The organism is Streptomyces sp. NPDC058371, assembly GCF_042723265.1.
Classification (GTDB): Bacteria; Actinomycetota; Actinomycetes; order Streptomycetales; family Streptomycetaceae; genus Streptomyces.
Window position 1 is genome coordinate 665,646 of sequence record NZ_JBHXJC010000002.1, and the last position, 17,986, is coordinate 683,631.

13 protein-coding genes are annotated in these 17,986 nt (G+C 70.4%); 6 read left to right on the top strand and 7 right to left on the bottom strand.

Features of this window, described 5'->3' with window-relative positions; genetic code table 11:
- From ACFWM2_RS10570 to ACFWM2_RS10600, 7 genes are all read right to left on the bottom strand, one after another.
- Positions 1-1,521, bottom strand: a complete 1,521-nt coding sequence (locus tag ACFWM2_RS10570) for a Wzz/FepE/Etk N-terminal domain-containing protein (RefSeq protein WP_383275908.1) — start codon at positions 1,519-1,521, stop codon at positions 1-3.
- Positions 1,518-2,885 (bottom strand): Wzz/FepE/Etk N-terminal domain-containing protein, encoded by a 1,368-nt coding sequence (locus ACFWM2_RS10575; RefSeq protein WP_383275910.1) that lies wholly within the window; start codon positions 2,883-2,885, stop codon positions 1,518-1,520. The genes ACFWM2_RS10570 and ACFWM2_RS10575 overlap by 4 nt, the downstream gene beginning before the upstream one ends.
- Positions 2,882-4,147: a glycosyltransferase family 4 protein gene (locus tag ACFWM2_RS10580; RefSeq protein ID WP_383275913.1), complete on the bottom strand. Its 1,266-nt coding sequence runs from the start codon at positions 4,145-4,147 to the stop codon at positions 2,882-2,884. Before ACFWM2_RS10580 ends, ACFWM2_RS10575 begins: the two co-directional genes overlap by 4 nt.
- Complete coding sequence (locus ACFWM2_RS10585) at positions 4,137-5,453, bottom strand: nucleotide sugar dehydrogenase (RefSeq protein WP_383275916.1); 1,317 nt, start codon at positions 5,451-5,453, stop codon at positions 4,137-4,139. Before ACFWM2_RS10585 ends, ACFWM2_RS10580 begins: the two co-directional genes overlap by 11 nt.
- Positions 5,454-5,526: 73 nt before the next feature.
- Complete coding sequence (locus ACFWM2_RS10590; RefSeq protein WP_383275919.1) at positions 5,527-7,005, bottom strand: sugar transferase; 1,479 nt, start codon at positions 7,003-7,005, stop codon at positions 5,527-5,529.
- 823 nt (positions 7,006-7,828) lie between these two features.
- Positions 7,829-9,352 carry a M81 family metallopeptidase gene (locus tag ACFWM2_RS10595; RefSeq protein WP_383275922.1) on the bottom strand — a complete coding sequence of 508 codons (1,524 nt, stop codon included), beginning with the start codon at positions 9,350-9,352 and terminating at the stop codon, positions 7,829-7,831.
- A gap of 23 nt (positions 9,353-9,375) precedes the next feature.
- A complete protein-coding gene (locus ACFWM2_RS10600; RefSeq protein ID WP_383275925.1) occupies positions 9,376-10,611 on the bottom strand; it encodes an ROK family protein in 1,236 nt (411 codons plus the stop codon).
- A 307-nt stretch (positions 10,612-10,918) separates the two neighbouring features.
- Here ACFWM2_RS10600 and ACFWM2_RS10605 point away from each other — a divergent pair, with 307 nt between their 5' ends.
- The 6 genes from ACFWM2_RS10605 to ACFWM2_RS10630 all read left to right on the top strand — a co-directional run bounded on the left by ACFWM2_RS10605 (position 10,919) and on the right by ACFWM2_RS10630 (position 17,965).
- Positions 10,919-12,742, top strand: coding sequence for a peptide ABC transporter substrate-binding protein (locus tag ACFWM2_RS10605; RefSeq protein WP_383275928.1), 1,824 nt, complete (start codon positions 10,919-10,921; stop codon positions 12,740-12,742).
- Between the two features lie 5 nt (positions 12,743-12,747).
- Positions 12,748-13,707 carry an ABC transporter permease gene (locus ACFWM2_RS10610; RefSeq protein WP_383275931.1) on the top strand — a complete coding sequence of 320 codons (960 nt, stop codon included), beginning with the start codon at positions 12,748-12,750 and terminating at the stop codon, positions 13,705-13,707.
- A complete protein-coding gene (locus ACFWM2_RS10615) occupies positions 13,704-14,603 on the top strand; it encodes an ABC transporter permease (protein WP_383275934.1) in 900 nt (299 codons plus the stop codon). The genes ACFWM2_RS10610 and ACFWM2_RS10615 overlap by 4 nt, the downstream gene beginning before the upstream one ends.
- Entirely contained in the window at positions 14,600-16,555 is a 1,956-nt protein-coding gene (locus ACFWM2_RS10620) for a dipeptide ABC transporter ATP-binding protein (protein WP_383275937.1), read from the top strand. Before ACFWM2_RS10615 ends, ACFWM2_RS10620 begins: the two co-directional genes overlap by 4 nt.
- 47 nt (positions 16,556-16,602) lie before the next feature.
- The gene (locus ACFWM2_RS10625) at positions 16,603-17,517 is read left to right on the top strand and encodes an ROK family protein (RefSeq protein ID WP_383276506.1); all 915 of its coding nucleotides are present in this window, start codon (positions 16,603-16,605) and stop codon (positions 17,515-17,517) included.
- Positions 17,518-17,608: 91 nt separating this feature from the next.
- Positions 17,609-17,965: a DUF779 domain-containing protein gene (locus tag ACFWM2_RS10630; protein WP_383275940.1), complete on the top strand. Its 357-nt coding sequence runs from the start codon at positions 17,609-17,611 to the stop codon at positions 17,963-17,965.
- Positions 17,966-17,986 lie beyond the last annotated feature (21 nt).

Sequence of the window (17,986 nt, forward strand, 5' to 3'; positions counted from 1 at the left end):
CTACCGCGCTTCCTGGTCGTTGTCCGGGCCCCGTGCGGCCCACACCGGCAGCCGCTCCGTTCGCTGTTGACCCGTCCCGTTCCGCCGGGCCGCCATCTCGTTCCGGCCGCGCAGCGCGGTGTGCAGCCCGTCCCACAGCGTGCCGTCGGTCCGGTCACGCGGATCGGGGTCGATCAGCACCACACCGATCACCGGAATGCACTGGTCCGCGAGCTGCCGCGCCACGGTGTGCAGCCATGCGGCACTGCCGTGCCCGGCACGCACGACAAGCACGGTCTCGGTGCCGAGGTACTGGAGGTCGGTCCACGCCGTGCCGGGCGCCACCGAGCCGACGCCGAGTCGGCGCTCCTGATGCGACAGGGCCGCGGCACGCTCGCCGCTGACCACGGTGGGATCTCCTGGCTTCGGGCTGCGGCCTGCGAGCTGCAGGCCGGGCAACCCGTCGATGACGACCACCGGCCCGTCCGCCGCCAACGCTCTGGCGAGGTCCAGGGTGATCACGCTCGCGCTGCGCGCAGCGCCGAGTTCCAGCAGCGACACGGGTTCCGCGGAGCCTCGCACGGTGCGGGCCAGGGTCGCGGTGAGCCGTTCGTGTGCCGCCCGGGTCCGTCGGCGCTGCCACCGCCTGCCCGACCGGCGGGGCAGCTCCGCGATGACCGAGGCGCCCAGGTTCGCCGCGACATCCCGGCGAAGCACGGGGCGGTCGGCCACCACCGTGCCGACCGCGGCCACCGCGAGTCCGAGGACGAGCCCGAGGACGAGCCCGATCGCGGAGTCGGTGACAGCGGCCCTGGGCAGGGAGTGCTGCACCGCGCGCGGGGCGTCCACGATCTGCGTACCGGCAATGACCTTGGGCGTGCCGGTGCGCGCCTCCTCGGCGCGCTGGTCGAAATCGGCGATCCGCGAGTTGAGCTCCGCCCGGCGGGCGAAGAGCGACTCGACGCTCGCCGACGCCGTCGGGTCGCTCTCCGGCGATCTGCCCCCGATCTCCTTGTTGACCTGGGCGAGTTCGTCCATCATGCGGTCACGCTGGTCGCTCAGAGCCTTGGCCTCGGCCTTCGCAGCTTCCTGCATTCGTCTCACGTGGTCCGCGACGAACGCATCGGCCAGCGCCTTGGCCCGTGCCACCGCATCCGCCTCGCTGTCACCCGTCACATCGATCTGCAGCAGGTTGTTGGTCAGGCCGGTGCCCCGGTAGTCCTGGAGGAAGTCTTCCGGTTTTTCCGGGGACTTGAGGGACCGTAGGGCCAGCTCTGCGATCCGCGTGGTCCCCAGCAGCTGGACGTCGGTGCGGATCAGCGTTCCGGTGTCGTTCGGCTGGTCCTCCGCGTGCGCGACCAGAACCTTGGTCACCGCGCTCGGCGGCGGCGGCAGCAGGACCGCCACCACCGCACCGGCCAACAGTCCCATCAGCGCCATGGCGCACCAGAGGCGGCGGCGCCTGCGCACCGCCACCACCAGTGCCTGCAGGTCAAACAGCGGAGTGGCTGCAGACGACTCCGAAGTCGCACTCGTCGTCACACCGAACCTCCCGTCGCGTGGCCGCGAACCGCGAGGGCGGGAGTGGGTTCATCCGAAGAATGGCCGGCAGACCGCGTCGGACCGGCCCGGACCGTACCGGCGACAACGACGCCGACCACCTCATGCCTGCCGTCCGCACACGCCTCGGCGATACCGGCGAGCTCCTCTGCGGTCCAGCTGCCCGCGCTGAGGAGGACCAGAGCGCCGGACTCGGTGTCGCGGTCCGGCACTATCGGCCGGTCCACCGAAACCTCCACCACCCGCAGCAGCGGATCGCTCTTGGCCTCGGCCACGAGCTGCCCGGCGGCCCGGCGGGCGATCTCATCGCCGTCCGGTACGACAACCAGCAGCCGCCGGGGGGCCGAAAGCTGGTCACGGAGGCGAGCGCACACCCGCCGGTAGCGGATCCGCCGACCGGCCTCGTCGCCGGTCCTCTGCGGGCTCGGTATGTCCCACCGGGTGTCGACGCCAAGGAGCCGGCGGCTCCAGGCTCGTGGGCCCCCGCCTTCTGGCCGGTGCGCGCCCCGTTCATCAGGCACCTCGACGGTACCCAGCAGCGCCGAGCCCAGCGCCGCAACGATCTCCGGTTCGGTGCGCAGCCGGCGGTTCACGCGTGCGACGACGAGATGACCGATGACCGCGAGCAGGAAGAACAGCAGCGCCCCGGCGACGATGAGCTGCGTCCTCGTCGGCGCCGCCTCGCCGGTCGGCCGGGCCGCAGGACCCATGACGACCATGCCGGTCTTGGTGGTCGCCGGGTCGGCCTGGTCCAGCTTCGTCATGGCTTCCTCCAGCGAGGTCCGCAGCTCTTCGAGCGCGGTGCGGGCCTGCACGCTCTCCACGGTCTGCCCCGGATCGGCCGCCTTCGCCAGATCGGTGATGCGGCGGTTGGTCTCCCGCACCTGCTGCCGCAGAGCCTCGGGCCCCGTAGCCGCTTCGGAGTCGGTGCTGCCGCCTGCGATCCGCGCGGCGAAACTGACGAATTCCTTGGCCACCTGGTCGGAGAGCTGCTGCGCGCGCTCCGGGGTGTCGGCCGTGCCCGAGATCTTGATGATGTTCCCGTCGGCGGCCTTGGCGGTCACTCGATCCCGCAGCTCGGTGCCGCTGACGCCCGTCCAGCCGAGCTTGGCGGCCGCGTGGTCGACCACCGTCGAACTGGTCGCGATGTCCACCTGGGTCAGCAACTCGCGCTCGTCCCACTGCCCCGCCAGCAGTACCGATGCCGAGGTCGTGTACCGCGGCGGAAACACCACCGATGCGCCATAGCCCACGAGCGCGCCCACCACGGCGAGGACGGCGAGAAGCCGCCACCGTCGACGGAGTATCCGTCCGATCGTGACCAGGCGGATCGTGTCATCGCTCAAGGGCGCTGCCTCTTCCCTGTGCGGACCGGACCGCTCGCCGACACCGGAGTGTGGTCACGGCACGCAGCGGCGTAGGCGGCGAGCAGCGACGCTTGCGAGTTCCGCCAGGAAAGCTGCCCGCTGATCCGTTCCTGGCCGATCCTGCCCATCCCAGCCCGCTTCTCCGGATCGTCAAGGAGCAGCGCGATGAGCTTGGCGAATTCGGCCTCGTCGTTGGCGGGCGCGTAGACGGCGGCGTCGCCGGCGGAGACGCGCGCCTCCTGCAGTTCGAACGAGACGATCGGTCGGCCCATCGCCATGTACTCCAGGACTTTGTTCATGGTCGACACGTCGTTGAGCGGATTGCGCGGGTCGGGGGAAAGGCACACGTCCGCGGTGGACAGATAGCGCACCAGGTCGGCGTCCGGAATGCGCCCGGTGAACTGCACCTGCTCGGAGAGACCGAGCCTCCGGGACAGCTCCACCATCGCGTCGAAGGCGTCGCCGGCGCCGACGAACACCGCATGCCAGTCGGTCCGCCCGAACTCGTCGCGCAGCTTCGCGAGGGCCCGCAAGGCGTAGTCGACGCCGTCCTGCGGGCCCATGACGCCGAGGTAGCACAGCAGATGAGGCTTGCCGCGCTTCAACTCCGGCTCGGGTGGCACCGGTTGGAACCGGTCGACCTGGGGCGCGCTGCGCACCACGAAAACGTCCGCCGGCCGTCGGCCGCCACGGCGCATCGCGACGTCCCGGTAGCTCTCGTTCGTGACGAGCACGACGTCCGCGGCCCGGTAGGTCAGGCGTTCCAGCGCGCACACGGCCCGGTAGAGCAGGTCCTCGCCGCGGTCGAACCTGGAGAGGTACAGCTCGGGTACCAGGTCGTGCTGGTCGAAGACGAACCGCGCCCCGCGCCGCTTCAGCCAAAGGGCCGGCAGGAACAGCAGGTCTGGCGGGTTGCAGGCGTGGACCACGTCGACCGGGCCGACCTTGCGGGCCAGCCGGGCCGTGTGCCACAACGCCGATCCGTACTCCCGCAGGTAGCCGGCCGGTCCTCCGGTGGCCGCGCGCAACGGGTAGCGGTGGATCCGCACCCCGTCGATCTCCGCCTCCGATTCCGTGTCCCGCTTCTCTCCCCGGGGACAGATGACGTGCACCGTCCAGCCTGCGTCGCGCAGCGTCGTGCACTCCTGCCACACCCGTCGGTCGAACGGCACCGACAGGTTCTCCACCAGGATCAGCGCGCGTCGGTTCGACCCGTCGTCGCTGATTGCGTTACCAGGCAAGGCCCATGTACCCCCGTTCGGTCCGGCGCGTCTCGGCGTCGGGAAGGTGGATGAGGTCGACGATCATCGGGCCGTCGCCATGGGGCAGCGCCGACAGCACGGCCGGATCTCTGGTCCCGACCAGGCACAGCTCGGCATGCTCGAGCACCTCCTCGACTGAATCCGCGAGCAGCTGCGCGAGGTGCGGCAGCCGGGTCTCGATGTACTCGCGGTTCGCGCCGATCAGCCGGGAAAGGCTCACGTTGGCGTCGTAGATCTTGAGGTCGTACCCCTTGCCGAAGAGCCTCTCCGCCAGCTCTACGAGCGGGCTCTCGCGGAGGTCGTCGGTGCCGGGTTTGAAGGACAACCCGAACAGGCCCACCCGGCGCTTGCCGGTGCGCTCGACCAGCTCCACCGCGCGCTGCAGATGGTCGGAGTTGGAGGGCAGCACGTGGGCGAGGATGGGCACCGAGACGTCGGCACGCTGCGCCGCGTGGACCAGGCTGCGCAGGTCCTTGGGCAGGCAGGAGCCACCGAAGGCGAAGCCGGGCCGCAGGTAGGCGGGGCTGATGTTGAGCTTGCGGTCGGCCAGGAACACATCCATCACCTGGTGCGAGTCCACCCCGAGCGCCTGGCACACCGCTCCCAGCTCGTTCGCGAAGCCGATCTTGAGGCCGTGGAAGGCGTTGTCCGCATACTTGATCGCCTCGGCCGTCGGGACCGGCACCCGGAACACCTCGCCGGGCAAGCCCTCGTACAGCGCCGTCACCGCGTTCCCGCTTGCCGGGTCGAGCTCGCCGATGACGGTCTTGGGCGGATCGAAGAAGTCCTGCACGCTCGTGCCCTCGCGCAGGAACTCCGGGTTGACCGCGACCCCGATGTCCACCCCGGCCGTGCCGCCGACGTACTTCTCCAGGATGGGTACCAACAGGTTCAGGCAGGTGCCCGGGAGCATGGTGCTGCGGAACACGACGGTGTGCCGCCCACCCCGCTCGGCCAGCACGGCGCCGATCTGCTCGGTGACCCGCTCCAAGTACGTGGTGCACAGGCTGCCGTTGGGCTCCGACGGTGTACCCACGCAGATCAGCGACACCTCACTGCCCATGACCGCCTCACGCACGTCCCCGGTGGCGCGTAACGCTCCGGTCCGCACGACCTCGGCGATGAGCTCGCCGATCCGCTCCTCGACCACCGGGGCCCTGCCGTCGTTGACCAGGTCGACCTTCACCTGGTTCACGTCCACCCCGATGACCTCGTGCCCCATGCTGGCCAAGCACGCGGCCGACACACAGCCCACATAGCCGAGCCCGAAAACGCTGACCCTCATGACGCGTTCCTCCCCCTGGGCAGGCCCTTCCGGCCTGCGGTCCGCGTGCCGGCCGGACGACGATCCCCGCGCATCAGTAGGCCCCCTGCCCGTAGACCACCGCACGCAGCGTCTTCCACAAGATCACTGTGTCCAGGGCGAGCGACCAGTCCTCCACGTACCGCAGGTCCAGCCGGACCGCCTCCTCCCACGACAGGTCGCTGCGTCCGCTGATCTGCCACAGCCCGGTGAGCCCGGGCTTGACCAGCAGCCGCCGCCGGATGTCAGGGCCGTACTCAGCGGACTCCTTCGGTAGCGGCGGCCGCGGACCGACGAGCGACATCGATCCGGTGAGCACGTTGACAAGCTGCGGGAGCTCGTCGATCGAGTACCGGCGCAGTACCGCTCCCACCCGGGTCACCCGCGGATCCCGGCGGAGCTTGAACAGCAGGCCTGCGCCCTCGTTGCGGTCGGCCAGGGCGGCACGTGCCCCGTCAGCACCGGCGACCATGGTGCGGAACTTGAGAATGGTGAACTCGCGGCCGTCCTTGCCGACCCTGCGCTGGTGGTAGAACGCCCCACCAGGGCTGTCCACCAGCACAAGCAGCCCGACGAACACCATCAGCGGCGCGAACAGCATCAGCAGGACCGCTGCGCCCATCCGGTCGACTACCCCTTTGACCGCACGGCGTCCCCCGGTGAAGGTCGGCATGCTGACTCGCAGCAGCGGGATCCCGAGCACCGCGTCGACGTGCAGCCGCGGGCCGGCCACCTCCATCAGTACGGGGGCCACGACCATCTCGGCATCGCTGCCTTCGAGGTTCCAGGCCAGCCGCTGCAGCCGATCCGGTGACCAGTGCGGGTCCGGTGTGACCGCGACGACACGGTAGCCGTCGCAGTGGACGTGGCCGGCGACGTCCGTCAGTCGGCCGACGACCGGCACTCCGTCCAGTTGGTCACCATCGAGTCCGAGACCGTCCGGCGTGCACACCGCCTCCACCCGCCAGCCGAGGTGCGGGAGCTTGCGGGTTCGGGTGATCAGGTCGCGCACGGTGGCCGGGCTGCCGGCAGCGAGCACCGGTCTCAGACATCGCCCTTCCTTCCGCTGTCTGTGCAGCGAGAGGCGGAGGAGATACCGCGCGATCATGGTGACGAGAGCGATCGCGGGGACCGCGACGAAGATCCAGAGCTTGATGTTGCGCGAGGTGAGGGCGATCCCGCCGAGTGCCAGTACGACGGTCGCCGTGAACAGCGCACGTCCGAGCCGGCGGAATTCCTCGGCACCCTGGCCGAGCACGGCCGGAGCCCACGACCGGCTCACCGCAAGCGCTCCCAGCACGAGCAGCTCGGTGCCGAAGGCGAGAATTCCCCACTTCTCGTGCCAGTTGGCCGCGTCCCGGGCCCCGAAGAAGTTGCCGATCCCTGCCACCACCAAGGCGGTGGCCACGGTATCGCTGGTGATCACGGTACGGCGGTACCGCTGCTCCCAGTCGTTCGCCGGCCGACTGATTACCCCGTCCGTCAGACGCCTGCGCGCCGATGGAAATGGGCCGACTAATCCCCCCTGTTGCACAGAACCCCCCGGTCCCCAGTATTTCGACGTGGTCGCCCAACACTGTTTATCCCCCTAGGGGCCCCCGCCCCCCGCGCATGACATCCCGGCTATTTCAGCGCTACTTCAAAAACCCACCCTGACGGCAGCAGACTCGCAAGTCCTGCCAGATTCTCGAGGTGCGCGGGAACCCGTCGAAACCTCAGGTGCTCCCCGCACCCAAAGCCCCCCTCGCGGGCTCCAAGAATTGATCACTCCCGCATCCGGCTCGACGGCGCAGCTGCTGGCTGTCCGTAACAATGGACCTATAGATCATCATTTGTCGGCTCGTATCCCCGCATGTGAAGCACGGTCAATCTAGACCATCAGGGCCCGTCTGAAGAGAGGGATGTGTGTAATTTGTGCTCAAGATTTGAAGCTGGATCCACGGACCGGTAAACGTCTGCGGGTGCCCTGATGACGAAGACGCGCCTGACCTGTGATGACGGGAGTTCTCCGGGCTGCCCGCACCGGCAGCCCCTGGGCGTCCTCGCACTGTCGGCCGGCCGCGCTCAGGGCCTGTCCAGCGGATCCTTTCGTGATCACGGGACAGCGGATACGGGTGTGGTCGACAAGGCACACTCCTCGCGGGCCATCCGAACTCACCTCTGCAGGCGGGGCATTCGTGCAGCGGAACCGCAACCGGCAGCCTTGATCAGGCTGTTGGCACACTTTCGCGCTCCGGCCAGGAACCGGCGTAGCAGCGGAAGAGGACCCGGATGCTCCGCAGGGTTCGGCTCACGCACTGGCGAGGGCGACTCCGGAAGCCAACCAGAACGGGATGCGTGCCCTCGCCGTGGCCGCCCTACTCGTCGGCCCCGCGGAGCGGCTCGTCCGAGGGCGCGATGATCCGCGCCCCCAGATCCGGTTCGGCCATCTCCGGGTCGAAGGGGAACATCGGGCGGCGAATACGGCGGTGGCCGAGGCGTACGAGGTTCTGGTCGACGCCGCCGGGCGTGAGGGCCATCTTCCAGCCGACGGACATGTCGAACAGTTCCGGTTCGAGGTAGCCGATCTTGACGATGACGAGGCAGGCCCCGCGCGGGTCGAGCGCCAGGTCGGTGAAGTCGTGTTCGTGGTGGTAGGGCTTGCGGAGCCGGGTGAGGATCACGTACACGCTGCCGACGCGCAGCACGACCTCGGTCTCGGCGTCGCGGTCGCCGTGCCGGACGGCGTGGACGACACCCGTCATGGTGAGCGGCCCGGCGTGCCGGTCGTCGACCTCCGCACCGGCCGTGACCGTCACGGTCGCGCCGATGCCCGCCTTCTCCGCGGCCTCGACCGCCGCCGGCCCGGGCACGGAGGCGTAGATGACCGTCGGGCCGGACGGATCCCGGAACTCCGGGCGGGCGAGGACCCGTTCGAGGCTCCAGGTGACGTCGCCCGCGCCGCCCGCCGTCGGGTTGTCGCCCGTGTCGCTGATGAAGTAGGGCCGGGCGGCCGAGCCCAGTGCCTCGTCCAGGCAGTCGTCCAGCGAACCGGTCGGCGCGACGAACTCGAACGCGCGGCGTGCCTCCCAGAAGCCGCGCGCCAGGCGTTCGGCTCCCGCGGCGACGGCCGTCTCGGACGGTCCGGTGACGACGACCGCGGCGCGGTTGCGCGGTTCGTCCGCCCAGGCGTAGCCGACCCAGATCGCGGCGTCGATGACACCGTCCGCCGCCGCCACCTCCTCCACCGCCGCGTAGACGCTCTTCCCGGGTTCGATCCGGGTCGAGGTCTGCTCGCCGGCGAGCAGCACGGGCACCGGGACCCAGGCCTTGAAGGGGCGGGCAGCACCGGTGGTGAGGAGGTCCGCGAGGTTGCGGGCGGCGCGCTCCTTCGTATCCAGGGCGTCCTCGTGCGGGGCCATGCGGTAGCAGGTGATCAGGTCGCTGAGGTGCGCGAGTTCGCGTGAGACGTTGCCGTGCAGGTCCATCGAGGTGGAGACGATCACGTCCGGGCCGACGGTCTCGCGGATGCGGGCCAGCAGGAGGGCCTCGGCGTCGTCGATGCCCTCCACCGTCATGGCGCCGTGGATGTCGTACCAGAGGCCGTCGAGGTGCGGTATCGCGTCGAGTCGGTCGATGAGCTCGTCCGAGAGTGCGGCGAACGCGGCGGCGGTCACCGTACCGCCGGGCAGGGCCTTGCCGACCAGGGCACCGCGCCAGTCGGCGGCGCCACGCAGCGGTGTTCCCGGCGCGAGGAACGGGTAGCGCGTCAGGACGTCCGCGCCACGCGTCGGATGGAAGGCGGGGGCCTCGGTCCTCGCCGGGGAGAACGTCGAAGACTCGATGCCGAGGCCGGCGACGGCAATGACAGGGCGGGCGACGGCTGTTCGGGGTGCTGACATGGCTCCTCGCGCGGTGGTCGGGGTCAGACGTCGGTGCGCACGACGCTCTGGTGCGGTACGGGGTGCCGGGCGGCGTCGGTCCCGGTGATGGACTGGAGGGCGCGGGCCAGCGCCCGTTGGAGCGCGAACTGGCCCGCGCCGACGAGCCCCGCGTCCGCGCCCAGGCTGGCCCGCTCGATCACCAGGTGCCTGGTCACCAGCGGATGGCAGCCCTCGTACAGCTGGCTGCGCACGGCGGCGACGAAGGGTTCGAGCGTGGAGAGCATGCCCCCGAGGTACACGGCGTCGGGGTTGAAGAAGTTGACGTTCGCGGCCAGCACCATGCCCAGGTAGCGGCCGGCCTGGCGGACGGCCCGGGTGGCCTCCGGGTCCGCGTCGGAGGCGAGGCGTACGACGTCCTCGACCGACGCGACGTCCACGCCCCGCTCGCGCAGGATCCGTACCAGCGCGGCGCCCGAGGCGACGGTCTCCAGACAGCCGGTGTTGCCGCAGGAGCACGGGGTGTCGCCCGCTTCGACCCGTACGTGGGTGATCTCGCCGGCGGCCCCGGTCCCGCCCCGGTACAGCCTTCCGTCGGCGATGACGCCGGCGCCGATGCCGGAGCCCGTCTTCACCATGATCGACTGGCGCCGTTCGGCGGGCTGGACGCTGTGTTCGCCGACTGCCATGCAGTTGGCGTCGTTCTCGATCGCGGCGGGGACACCGAACCGTTCCTCCAGCCAGGTCCTGACCGGGAAGCGGTTCCAGCCGGGCATCCGTGCCGGGAGCGTCACCAGGCCCGACTCGACGTCCACCGGCCCCGGGAGACAGAGGCCGACGCCCCGGAGCTGTTCCCGGCCGTGCCGCTCGGCGAGCGCTTCCAGGGTCCGGGCGAGCCCGGGCAGGGCGGCCTCGGGTCCGTCCGCCGTCGCGAACGGCACGGTCGACACGTCGGTGAGCCCGCCGCCCGGCAGTACGACCCCGACATGCGCGTGCCGGCCGCCGACTTCGGCCGCGACGGCGAACCCGTCACTGCCGCCCAGGCGGAGGACCTTGCGCGGCCGCCCGCCGGTGGAGGAGCGCGTGCCCTGCTCCGCGACCAGTCCATGAGCCATGAGTTGACTCACCGTCAGCGAGATCGTCGACGGTGCGGCACCGAGCAGGGCGGCGAGTTCGGTGCGCGTGGTCGCCTGCCCGGAGGCGAGGAGTTCGAGGACGCGCTCGGCCAGGGAGGAGACGCCCGTAGCACCTCGCCGGTGCGGCACACTTTTTTCAGCCATGGACGAAGTAACTTCCGCTGTGGGGTCGAGGCGTTGAGCGTACGTCCATAAACCGGCCCCGGGTAGCCGTGGCACCGCGCGCAATCCGTGATGCACGGTGCGGATAAATACCCGCGAAAGGCCATAGCGCGGGCATCCAGCAGACCCGACTCCACTTTTTGCAGAACGGCAGTAACAGACTTTTTACAAGGAGCCGTCTGTTTCTTCGAACAGTCGGGCCGTTGACTGACTCCGCCACGCGCCGATGCTTCGACGCCCGTCCCTCGTTCCGATTCCTCAACCCCCGACTCCCGACCTGAGGAGAACCATGTCCTCCCCTGCTCGCACGGCGGACCGCCGCCGTCCGCGCCGTCTGGCGCTCGTCGCCGGTTCCGCTGCCTCGGCGAGCGCGCTGCTGCTCGCGGGCTGCTCCGGGACGAGCGACACGTCGTCCGGCTCACGCGACTCCATCGACTACGCGCTGCCCGCGAACTTCACCCCGAACTGGATCCTGCCGATCGGTACCGCGGCGCACCTCAACACCAACAACATCTCCATTGCCGACAGCCTGTGGGAGCGGCTCGTCGCGTACGACGGTTCGACCGGCAAGATCGCCTGGAACAAGCAGGCGTCCATAGCCACCGCTGCCGACTTCGCCGCCGATGGCAAGAGCGTCAAGATCACCCTGGGCGACCGCAGTTGGAGCGACGGAAAGCCCATCACCGCGCGCGATGTCGAGTTCTGGTTCAACCTGATCAAGGCGAACAAGGACCAGTGGGCCGGCTACAACCCCGGTAAGGCCCCGGACAACTGGACCTCGTTCAAGACGGTCGACGAACGCCACTTCACCATCACGTTCGACAAGGCCTACAACCCGCAGTGGATGCTCGCCAACGAATTGAACGAGATCCATCCGCTGCCGCAGCACGCCTGGGACAAGACCGGCGCGTCGGCCGCCGTGTCGGACGCCGACCGGACCACCGCGGGCGCGAAGCAGGTGTGGACGTACCTCAACTCCGCCGCGAAGAACATCTCCGGGTACGCGAAGGACCCGCTGTGGAAGACCATCAGCGGCCCCTACTCGGTCAAGTCGTTCTCGACGTCCGGACGCGTCGTGCTCGCCGCCAACAAGAAGTACGACGGCGAGGAGAAGGCGAACATCGCAACCGTGAACCTCCTCCCGTTCACGACGGCGGACGCCGAGAAGAACGCACTGCGTTCCGGGAGCGTCGACTACGGCTACATCGAGGCGACCGACCTGGACCAGAAGGACCGGTTCACCGCGCAGGGATACACCGTGAAGCCGTGGAGCGGCTGGGCGATCACGTACATGCCGTACAACTTCAACAACCCGGCCATGGGGGCGGTGTTCAAGCAGCTCTACGCCCGCGAGGCGGTGCAGCGGTCGATCGACCAGAGCAGCCTGGCGAAGGTCATCTTCAACGGCACCGCAGTGCCCGGCTACGGCCCGGTCCCGCAGGCGCAGTCGTCCGACTTCGTCTCTCCCGCCCAGAAGAAGAACCCGTACCCGTTCTCCACCTCCGCGGCCAAGGCGCTGTTGACCGACCACGGCTGGAAGGAACAGGGCGGAGTCATGGTCTGCACCGACGCGGGCAGTGGCTCCTCGCAGTGCGGTGAAGGGGTCGCGAAGGGCACCAAGTTCCGGATGCAGGTCCTGTCGCAGTCCGGTTCGACCGTGACCGACAACATGATGAGCGCGATCCAGTCCTCGCTGGAGAAGACCGGCATCACGTTCTCGATCAGGACCGCGCCCGTCAACTCGGTGCTGTCCCAGACGCCTCAGTGCACCGCGAGCCAGTCGATCTGCAAGTGGCAGCTCTCGTTCTTCGGCACGGCCGGCAGCTGGTACTTCGGTGCCTTCCCGACCGGCGACTCGCTCTTCCAGACCAAGGGCGGTTCGAACTTCGGCAACTACTCCAACCCGGACGTCGACCGGCTGATCACCGCGTCCACGACGTCGAAGTCGTCGCAGGCCGTGCGGGACTACAGCGCGGCGCTGGCGAAGGACCTGCCCGTCATCTGGCTGCCGGAGCCCGACTACCAGATCTCGGTGATGAAGAACGGTCTCGGCGGCTTCTCGCAGGATTCGCTGGCCAACTTCCACCCGGCGCAGTGGAAGTGGACCGACTGAGCCGCATGGATACGTTCCTCTATCTGATCCGGCGGGTCCTCCAGGCCGTCGTCGTCATCCTCATCGTGACGGTCGTGGTCTTCTGCCTCCTGCACGCGCTGCCCGGAGGCCCCGCGCGCGGGACCCTCGGCCCGCAGGCGACCGCACAGCAGATCGCCCAGTTCAACCACGAGCAGGGCCTGGACCGTTCGCTTCCCGTCCAGTACGTCTACTACTTGCGCACGCTGCTCCACGGTGACCTGGGCACGTCGTACACGCTCAACGAGACGGTCTCCCGGCTCATCGAGCAGCGGCTGCCGAAGACCCTCGTCCTCACCGTGCTGTCCGCGCTGGTCGGGCTCGCGCTGGCGATTCCGCTCGGCATGTGGCAGGCGGTCCGGCGCAACAAGCCCGTCGACTACGTCATCACGACGCTGAGCTTCGTGGCGTACTCGACACCGGTGTACTTCCTCGGGCTGGTGCTGGTGCTGGTGTTCACGCAGCTGCTGCCCTGGTTCCCGTCGCAGGCGCCTCAGGGCGAGACGCTGGGGCAGGTGCTCACGCAGCCGGACGCACTGGTGCTGCCGGTCGTCGCGGGAGCCGCGTCGATGATCGCCGTGTTCAGCCGCTACATGCGGGCCGCGACGCTGGAGAACCTCTCCGAGGACTACGTCCGGACCGCGCGGGCCGGCGGCTCACGGCAGGGTGCGATTCTGCGCCGGCATGTGTTTCGCAACTCCCTCACGCCGGTCGTCGCGATGCTCGGCTACTACGTGCCCGTGCTCTTCGGCGGCGCGCTGGTGGTCGAGCAGCTCTTCAACTACCCGGGAATGGGCCTGCTGTTCTGGAGTGCCGCGCAGTCCTCCGACTATCCGGTGCTGCTCGGGTGCGTGCTCGTCATCTCCGTCGCGACCGTCGTCGGCACACTGCTGGCCGACGTCGTCCAGCGGCTCATCGACCCCCGAGTGAAGGCAGGCCGTGCATGAGCGCCGTACTGCAGCCGGGCCGGGCACCCGGCATACGACCACTCACCGAGGCGGTCACGGGATACCGCCTGTCCCTGCGCCGGTTCGCCCGCAACAGGCTCGCCGTCGCCGGCCTCGCCGTGGTCGTCCTCTTCCTGCTCTTCTGCTTCGTGGGCCCGCTGTTGTACTCGACCGACCAGACCCACACGACGCTGTCGCAGGTGAACCTCGCGCCGCGCGGCGCGCATCTCCTGGGCACCGACGCGGTCGGACACGACGAACTCGGGCGGCTGATGTACGGCGGCAGGGTGTCGCTCCTCGTGGGCCTCGCGGCCGGCCTCCTCGCGACCGTCATCGGCACGCTGTGGGGCGCGGTCGCCGGCTACGCGGGCGGCTGGATCGACGCGGCCATGATGCGGGTCGTCGACGCGGGCATCGCGATCCCCGCGCTCTTCATCCTCCTCGTCGTGTCCGCCATCACGACCCCGGACGCCCTCGGACTCGTCGTCATCCTGGGTCTGGTGTCATGGCTCGTGCCGTCCCGGCTCATCCGGGCGGAGACGCTCACGCTGAAGAACCGCGACTACGTGCTGACGCTGCGCGCCATCGGCGGTACGCACGGACGGGCCATCGCACGGCACATCCTGCCCAACTCGGTCTCGACGATCGTGGTCGCCGCGACCTTCCAGATCGCCGACGCGATCCTGCTCGTCGCCTACGTGTCGTATCTCGGCCTGGGCGTCCAGCCGCCGTCGACCGACTGGGGCGGCATGCTGTCGGCCGGGCTCACCGCCGCGTACTCCGGGCGCTGGTGGCTGATCGTGCCTCCCGGCCTCGCGATCATCCTCGTCGTGTGCGCGTTCAACGCGATCGGCGACGGACTGCGCGACGCCTTCGACGTGAAGGGACGCGGATGAACAGCGGCGGCCTGCTGGAGATCGAGAACCTGGGCGTCACGTTCACGACGGAGTCGGGCGACGTGCCCGCGGTGCGCGGTGTGTCCCTGTGCGTCGAGCCCGGTGAAACGCTCGCGCTGGTCGGCGAGTCCGGCTCCGGCAAGTCGACGGTCGCGCTGGCGGCGATGGGGCTGCTGCCGGGGAACGCCCGCTCCACCGGACGCGCCTCGATCGGCGGTACGGACATCGTCGGCGCCACCGAGGCCCAGCTCGCCGGCCTCCGGGGCCGTACGGCGTCGATGGTGTTCCAGGAACCGGCGACCGCGCTCGATCCGCTCACCCGGATCGGGGCACAGATAGCGGAAGTCGTACGCAATCACCGGGACGTCTCCGCCAAGGACGCCGCCCGCCGGGCGGTGGCGTTGCTGCGGCGGGTCGGCATCCCCGACCCCGAGAAGCGGGCGTCCGCCTTCCCCTTCCAGCTGTCCGGCGGGCAGCGGCAGCGCGTGGTCATCGCCATGGCCATCGCGAACGCACCGAGCCTGCTCATCGCGGACGAACCGACCACGGCCCTGGATGTCACCGTCCAGGCCGAGATCCTCGATCTGCTGCGCGCGCTCGCCGCGGACTCCGGCACCGGCGTCCTCCTCGTCACGCACAACATGGGCGTGGTGGCGGACTTCGCCGACCGGGTGGCCGTCATGCTGCGGGGTGAGGTGGTCGAAACGGGTCCCGTGGAGGAGGTCCTGCTACGGCCGACCCACGACTACACCAAGCGCCTGCTGGCCGCCGTGCCGCGGCTGATCGTGGACGGGGCGGCCGAACTGCCGCGGGCGGCAGGGGACAAGGTCCGCCGGCCGGCGCGGGGAGCCCCGGAGGGGGCCGCCCGAGGGCCACGGGAGGCCGCCGACAGGGCCGGCGGTGAGCCGCAGGGAGCCGATGTCGTGGCCGACCCGCGACCAAAGCCCCAGCCCCAGGAAGCCGTGGCCCGACTCGACGCGGGGCGCCGCGCCTCGCAAGTGGACCACGTCCCGGCGGCGGTGACGTCCGGCGGCGGCAAGGACGGGCGGATCCCGTCGGAGCAGCCGGTCGCGCGGCCCGCTCCAGAGCACGCCGCGTCGCGGCCGGCGAGTGAGCCCGTGGTCCAACTCCGGGACATCTCCGTGCAGTTCGGCCGCGGCCCCCGAGCCGTGCGGGCCCTCCACGAGGTCTCGCTCACCGTCCACCCCGGCGAAACCGTCGGCATGGTCGGCGAGTCCGGCTCCGGCAAGTCGACCGCGGCCCGGACCGCGCTCGGCCTGCTCCGGCCGTCCTCGGGGACGGTGTCGCTCTTCGGCTCGGACCTCGGCAAGGCCCGTGGCAGACGGCGTCGCGCCCTGCTGGCCGGCGTGGGCGTGATCCTGCAGGACCCGGTGGCCTCGCTCGACGCGCGGATGAGTGTGGCGGAGTGCGTCGCCGAGCCGTTGCGGGTGCACCGCGGGGGCATGACGTCGGCAACGCGCCGGGCCCGCGTGGCGGACGTGCTCGAACTCGTCCGGCTGCCGAGGGACTTGGCGAGCCGCGGGCCGCGTGAACTCTCCGGCGGCCAGCGACAGCGCGTCAGTCTCGCGCGGGCGCTGGTCCTGGAGCCGCGGCTGCTGGTCGCCGACGAGCCGACGAGCGCGCTCGACGTCAGCGTGCAGCAGACGGTCCTGGAAGTGATCGCCGAGCTGCAGGACGAGCTCGGCTTCGCCTGTCTGTTCGTGTCCCACGACCTCGCGGTCGTGCAGCAGTTCGCCCAGCACGTCGTCGTGATGCGCGACGGCCGTATCGAGGAGGAGGGCAGTACCGCGACCACGCTTCTGCGCCCGGAGACGGACTACACGCGGCGGCTCATCGCCGCCGTGCCCGTGCCGGACCCCGTCCTGCAGCGCCGGCGGCGCACGGAACGCCGGGCCGCGCTCGCCGCCGGCGCAACGGAGGCGCCGGCTTGAGCGCGCGGAACGGGAGCCCGGGCCCGGCCTCACCCCCGGCTCCGGAGGTGTACGCCGGCGTCGACATCGGCGGCACCACGACCCAAGTAGTGCTGTGCGCACCCGACTTGACCGTGGTCGACAGCATCGAGGTGCCGACCCCGGCAGCGCAGGGCGGCCGGGCGATGGTCCGCGCGGCACTGGACGCACTGACTCGCCTCCTGGACCGCGGTCCCGCCGTCCTGCTCGGGGTCGGGATCGGTGCGGCGGGCGTCGTCGACTCCCGCGCCGGGCGGATCCTCGTGGCCAGCGACTCCTTCCGCTCCTGGGCCGGCTTCGCGGTGACGGCGGCGGTCGAGGACGCCCTCGGCGTGCCGGCCTTCCTGGACAACGACGTCAACGCGTTCCTGCGGGGCGAGGCGACGACGGGTGCCGTCGCGGGCGAGCCGCACGTCCTCGGGATGACGCTGGGCACCGGCGTCGGCGGCGCCCTGTGGCTCGACGGCGCGCTGTTCGACGGACCGCACGGAGCGGCCGGCGAGATCGGGCACATCCCGGGGTTCGGAGACCTGCCCTGCACCTGCGGTGGCCGCGGCCATCTGGAGACGCTGGCTTCCGGCCGAGCCGTCGCGGCACGGTACGGCGAACGGACCGGACGGCGGCTCTCCGCCCGAGCCGTCGCCGAAGCGGCGGCGCTGGGCGACCCGGACGCGGTCGCGGTGTACCTGGCCGCGGGGTCGGGGGTCGCCCGCGCGATCCTGATCACGGCAGGTCTGACGGACATCACGACCTTCGTGATCGGCGGAGGTGTCAGCGAGGCCTGGGAGCTCCTCGAACCACCGGTCCTGGCCGCGCTCACCGCCGAACCGCCCGTCAGCGGACGGCCGATCCGGGTCGTCCGGGCCGGGCTCGGCAGCGCCGCCGTCGCGGTCGGCGCCGCGTCCCGCGTACGGACCGAACTCGGTACTGCGGTACCGGGGTAGCGCGGGCCGCACGGCTCCCGCCGTGCAACCTCGATGCAACGTGCCGGCGGGTTGACTGCGTCCCGACACTCTCAGGACGGGAGCCACCGCAGTGGACACGAACCCGCGCGTCGAACTGACCCCCGCCGCCGCCGAGCTGCTGCGACGGCTGCGGGCGCTCCACGGCCCGCTGATGTTCCACCAGTCCGGCGGCTGCTGCGACGGCAGCGCGCCCATGTGCTACCCGGAGGGCGAGTTCCGTACCGGCGGCTCCGATGTGCTGCTCGCCGAACTGGAGGTCGAGGGCGTCGACGAGAAGGTGACGTTCTGGATGTCGAAGAGCCAGTACGAGGTGTGGAGCCACACCCGGCTGATCGTCGATGTCGTACCGGGCCGGGGCAGCGGCTTCTCGCTGGAGGCACCCGAAGGAGTGCGTTTTCTGATCCGTTCCCGAGTCGTCGGCGTCTAGGACCTGTCCGGTCGATCATGG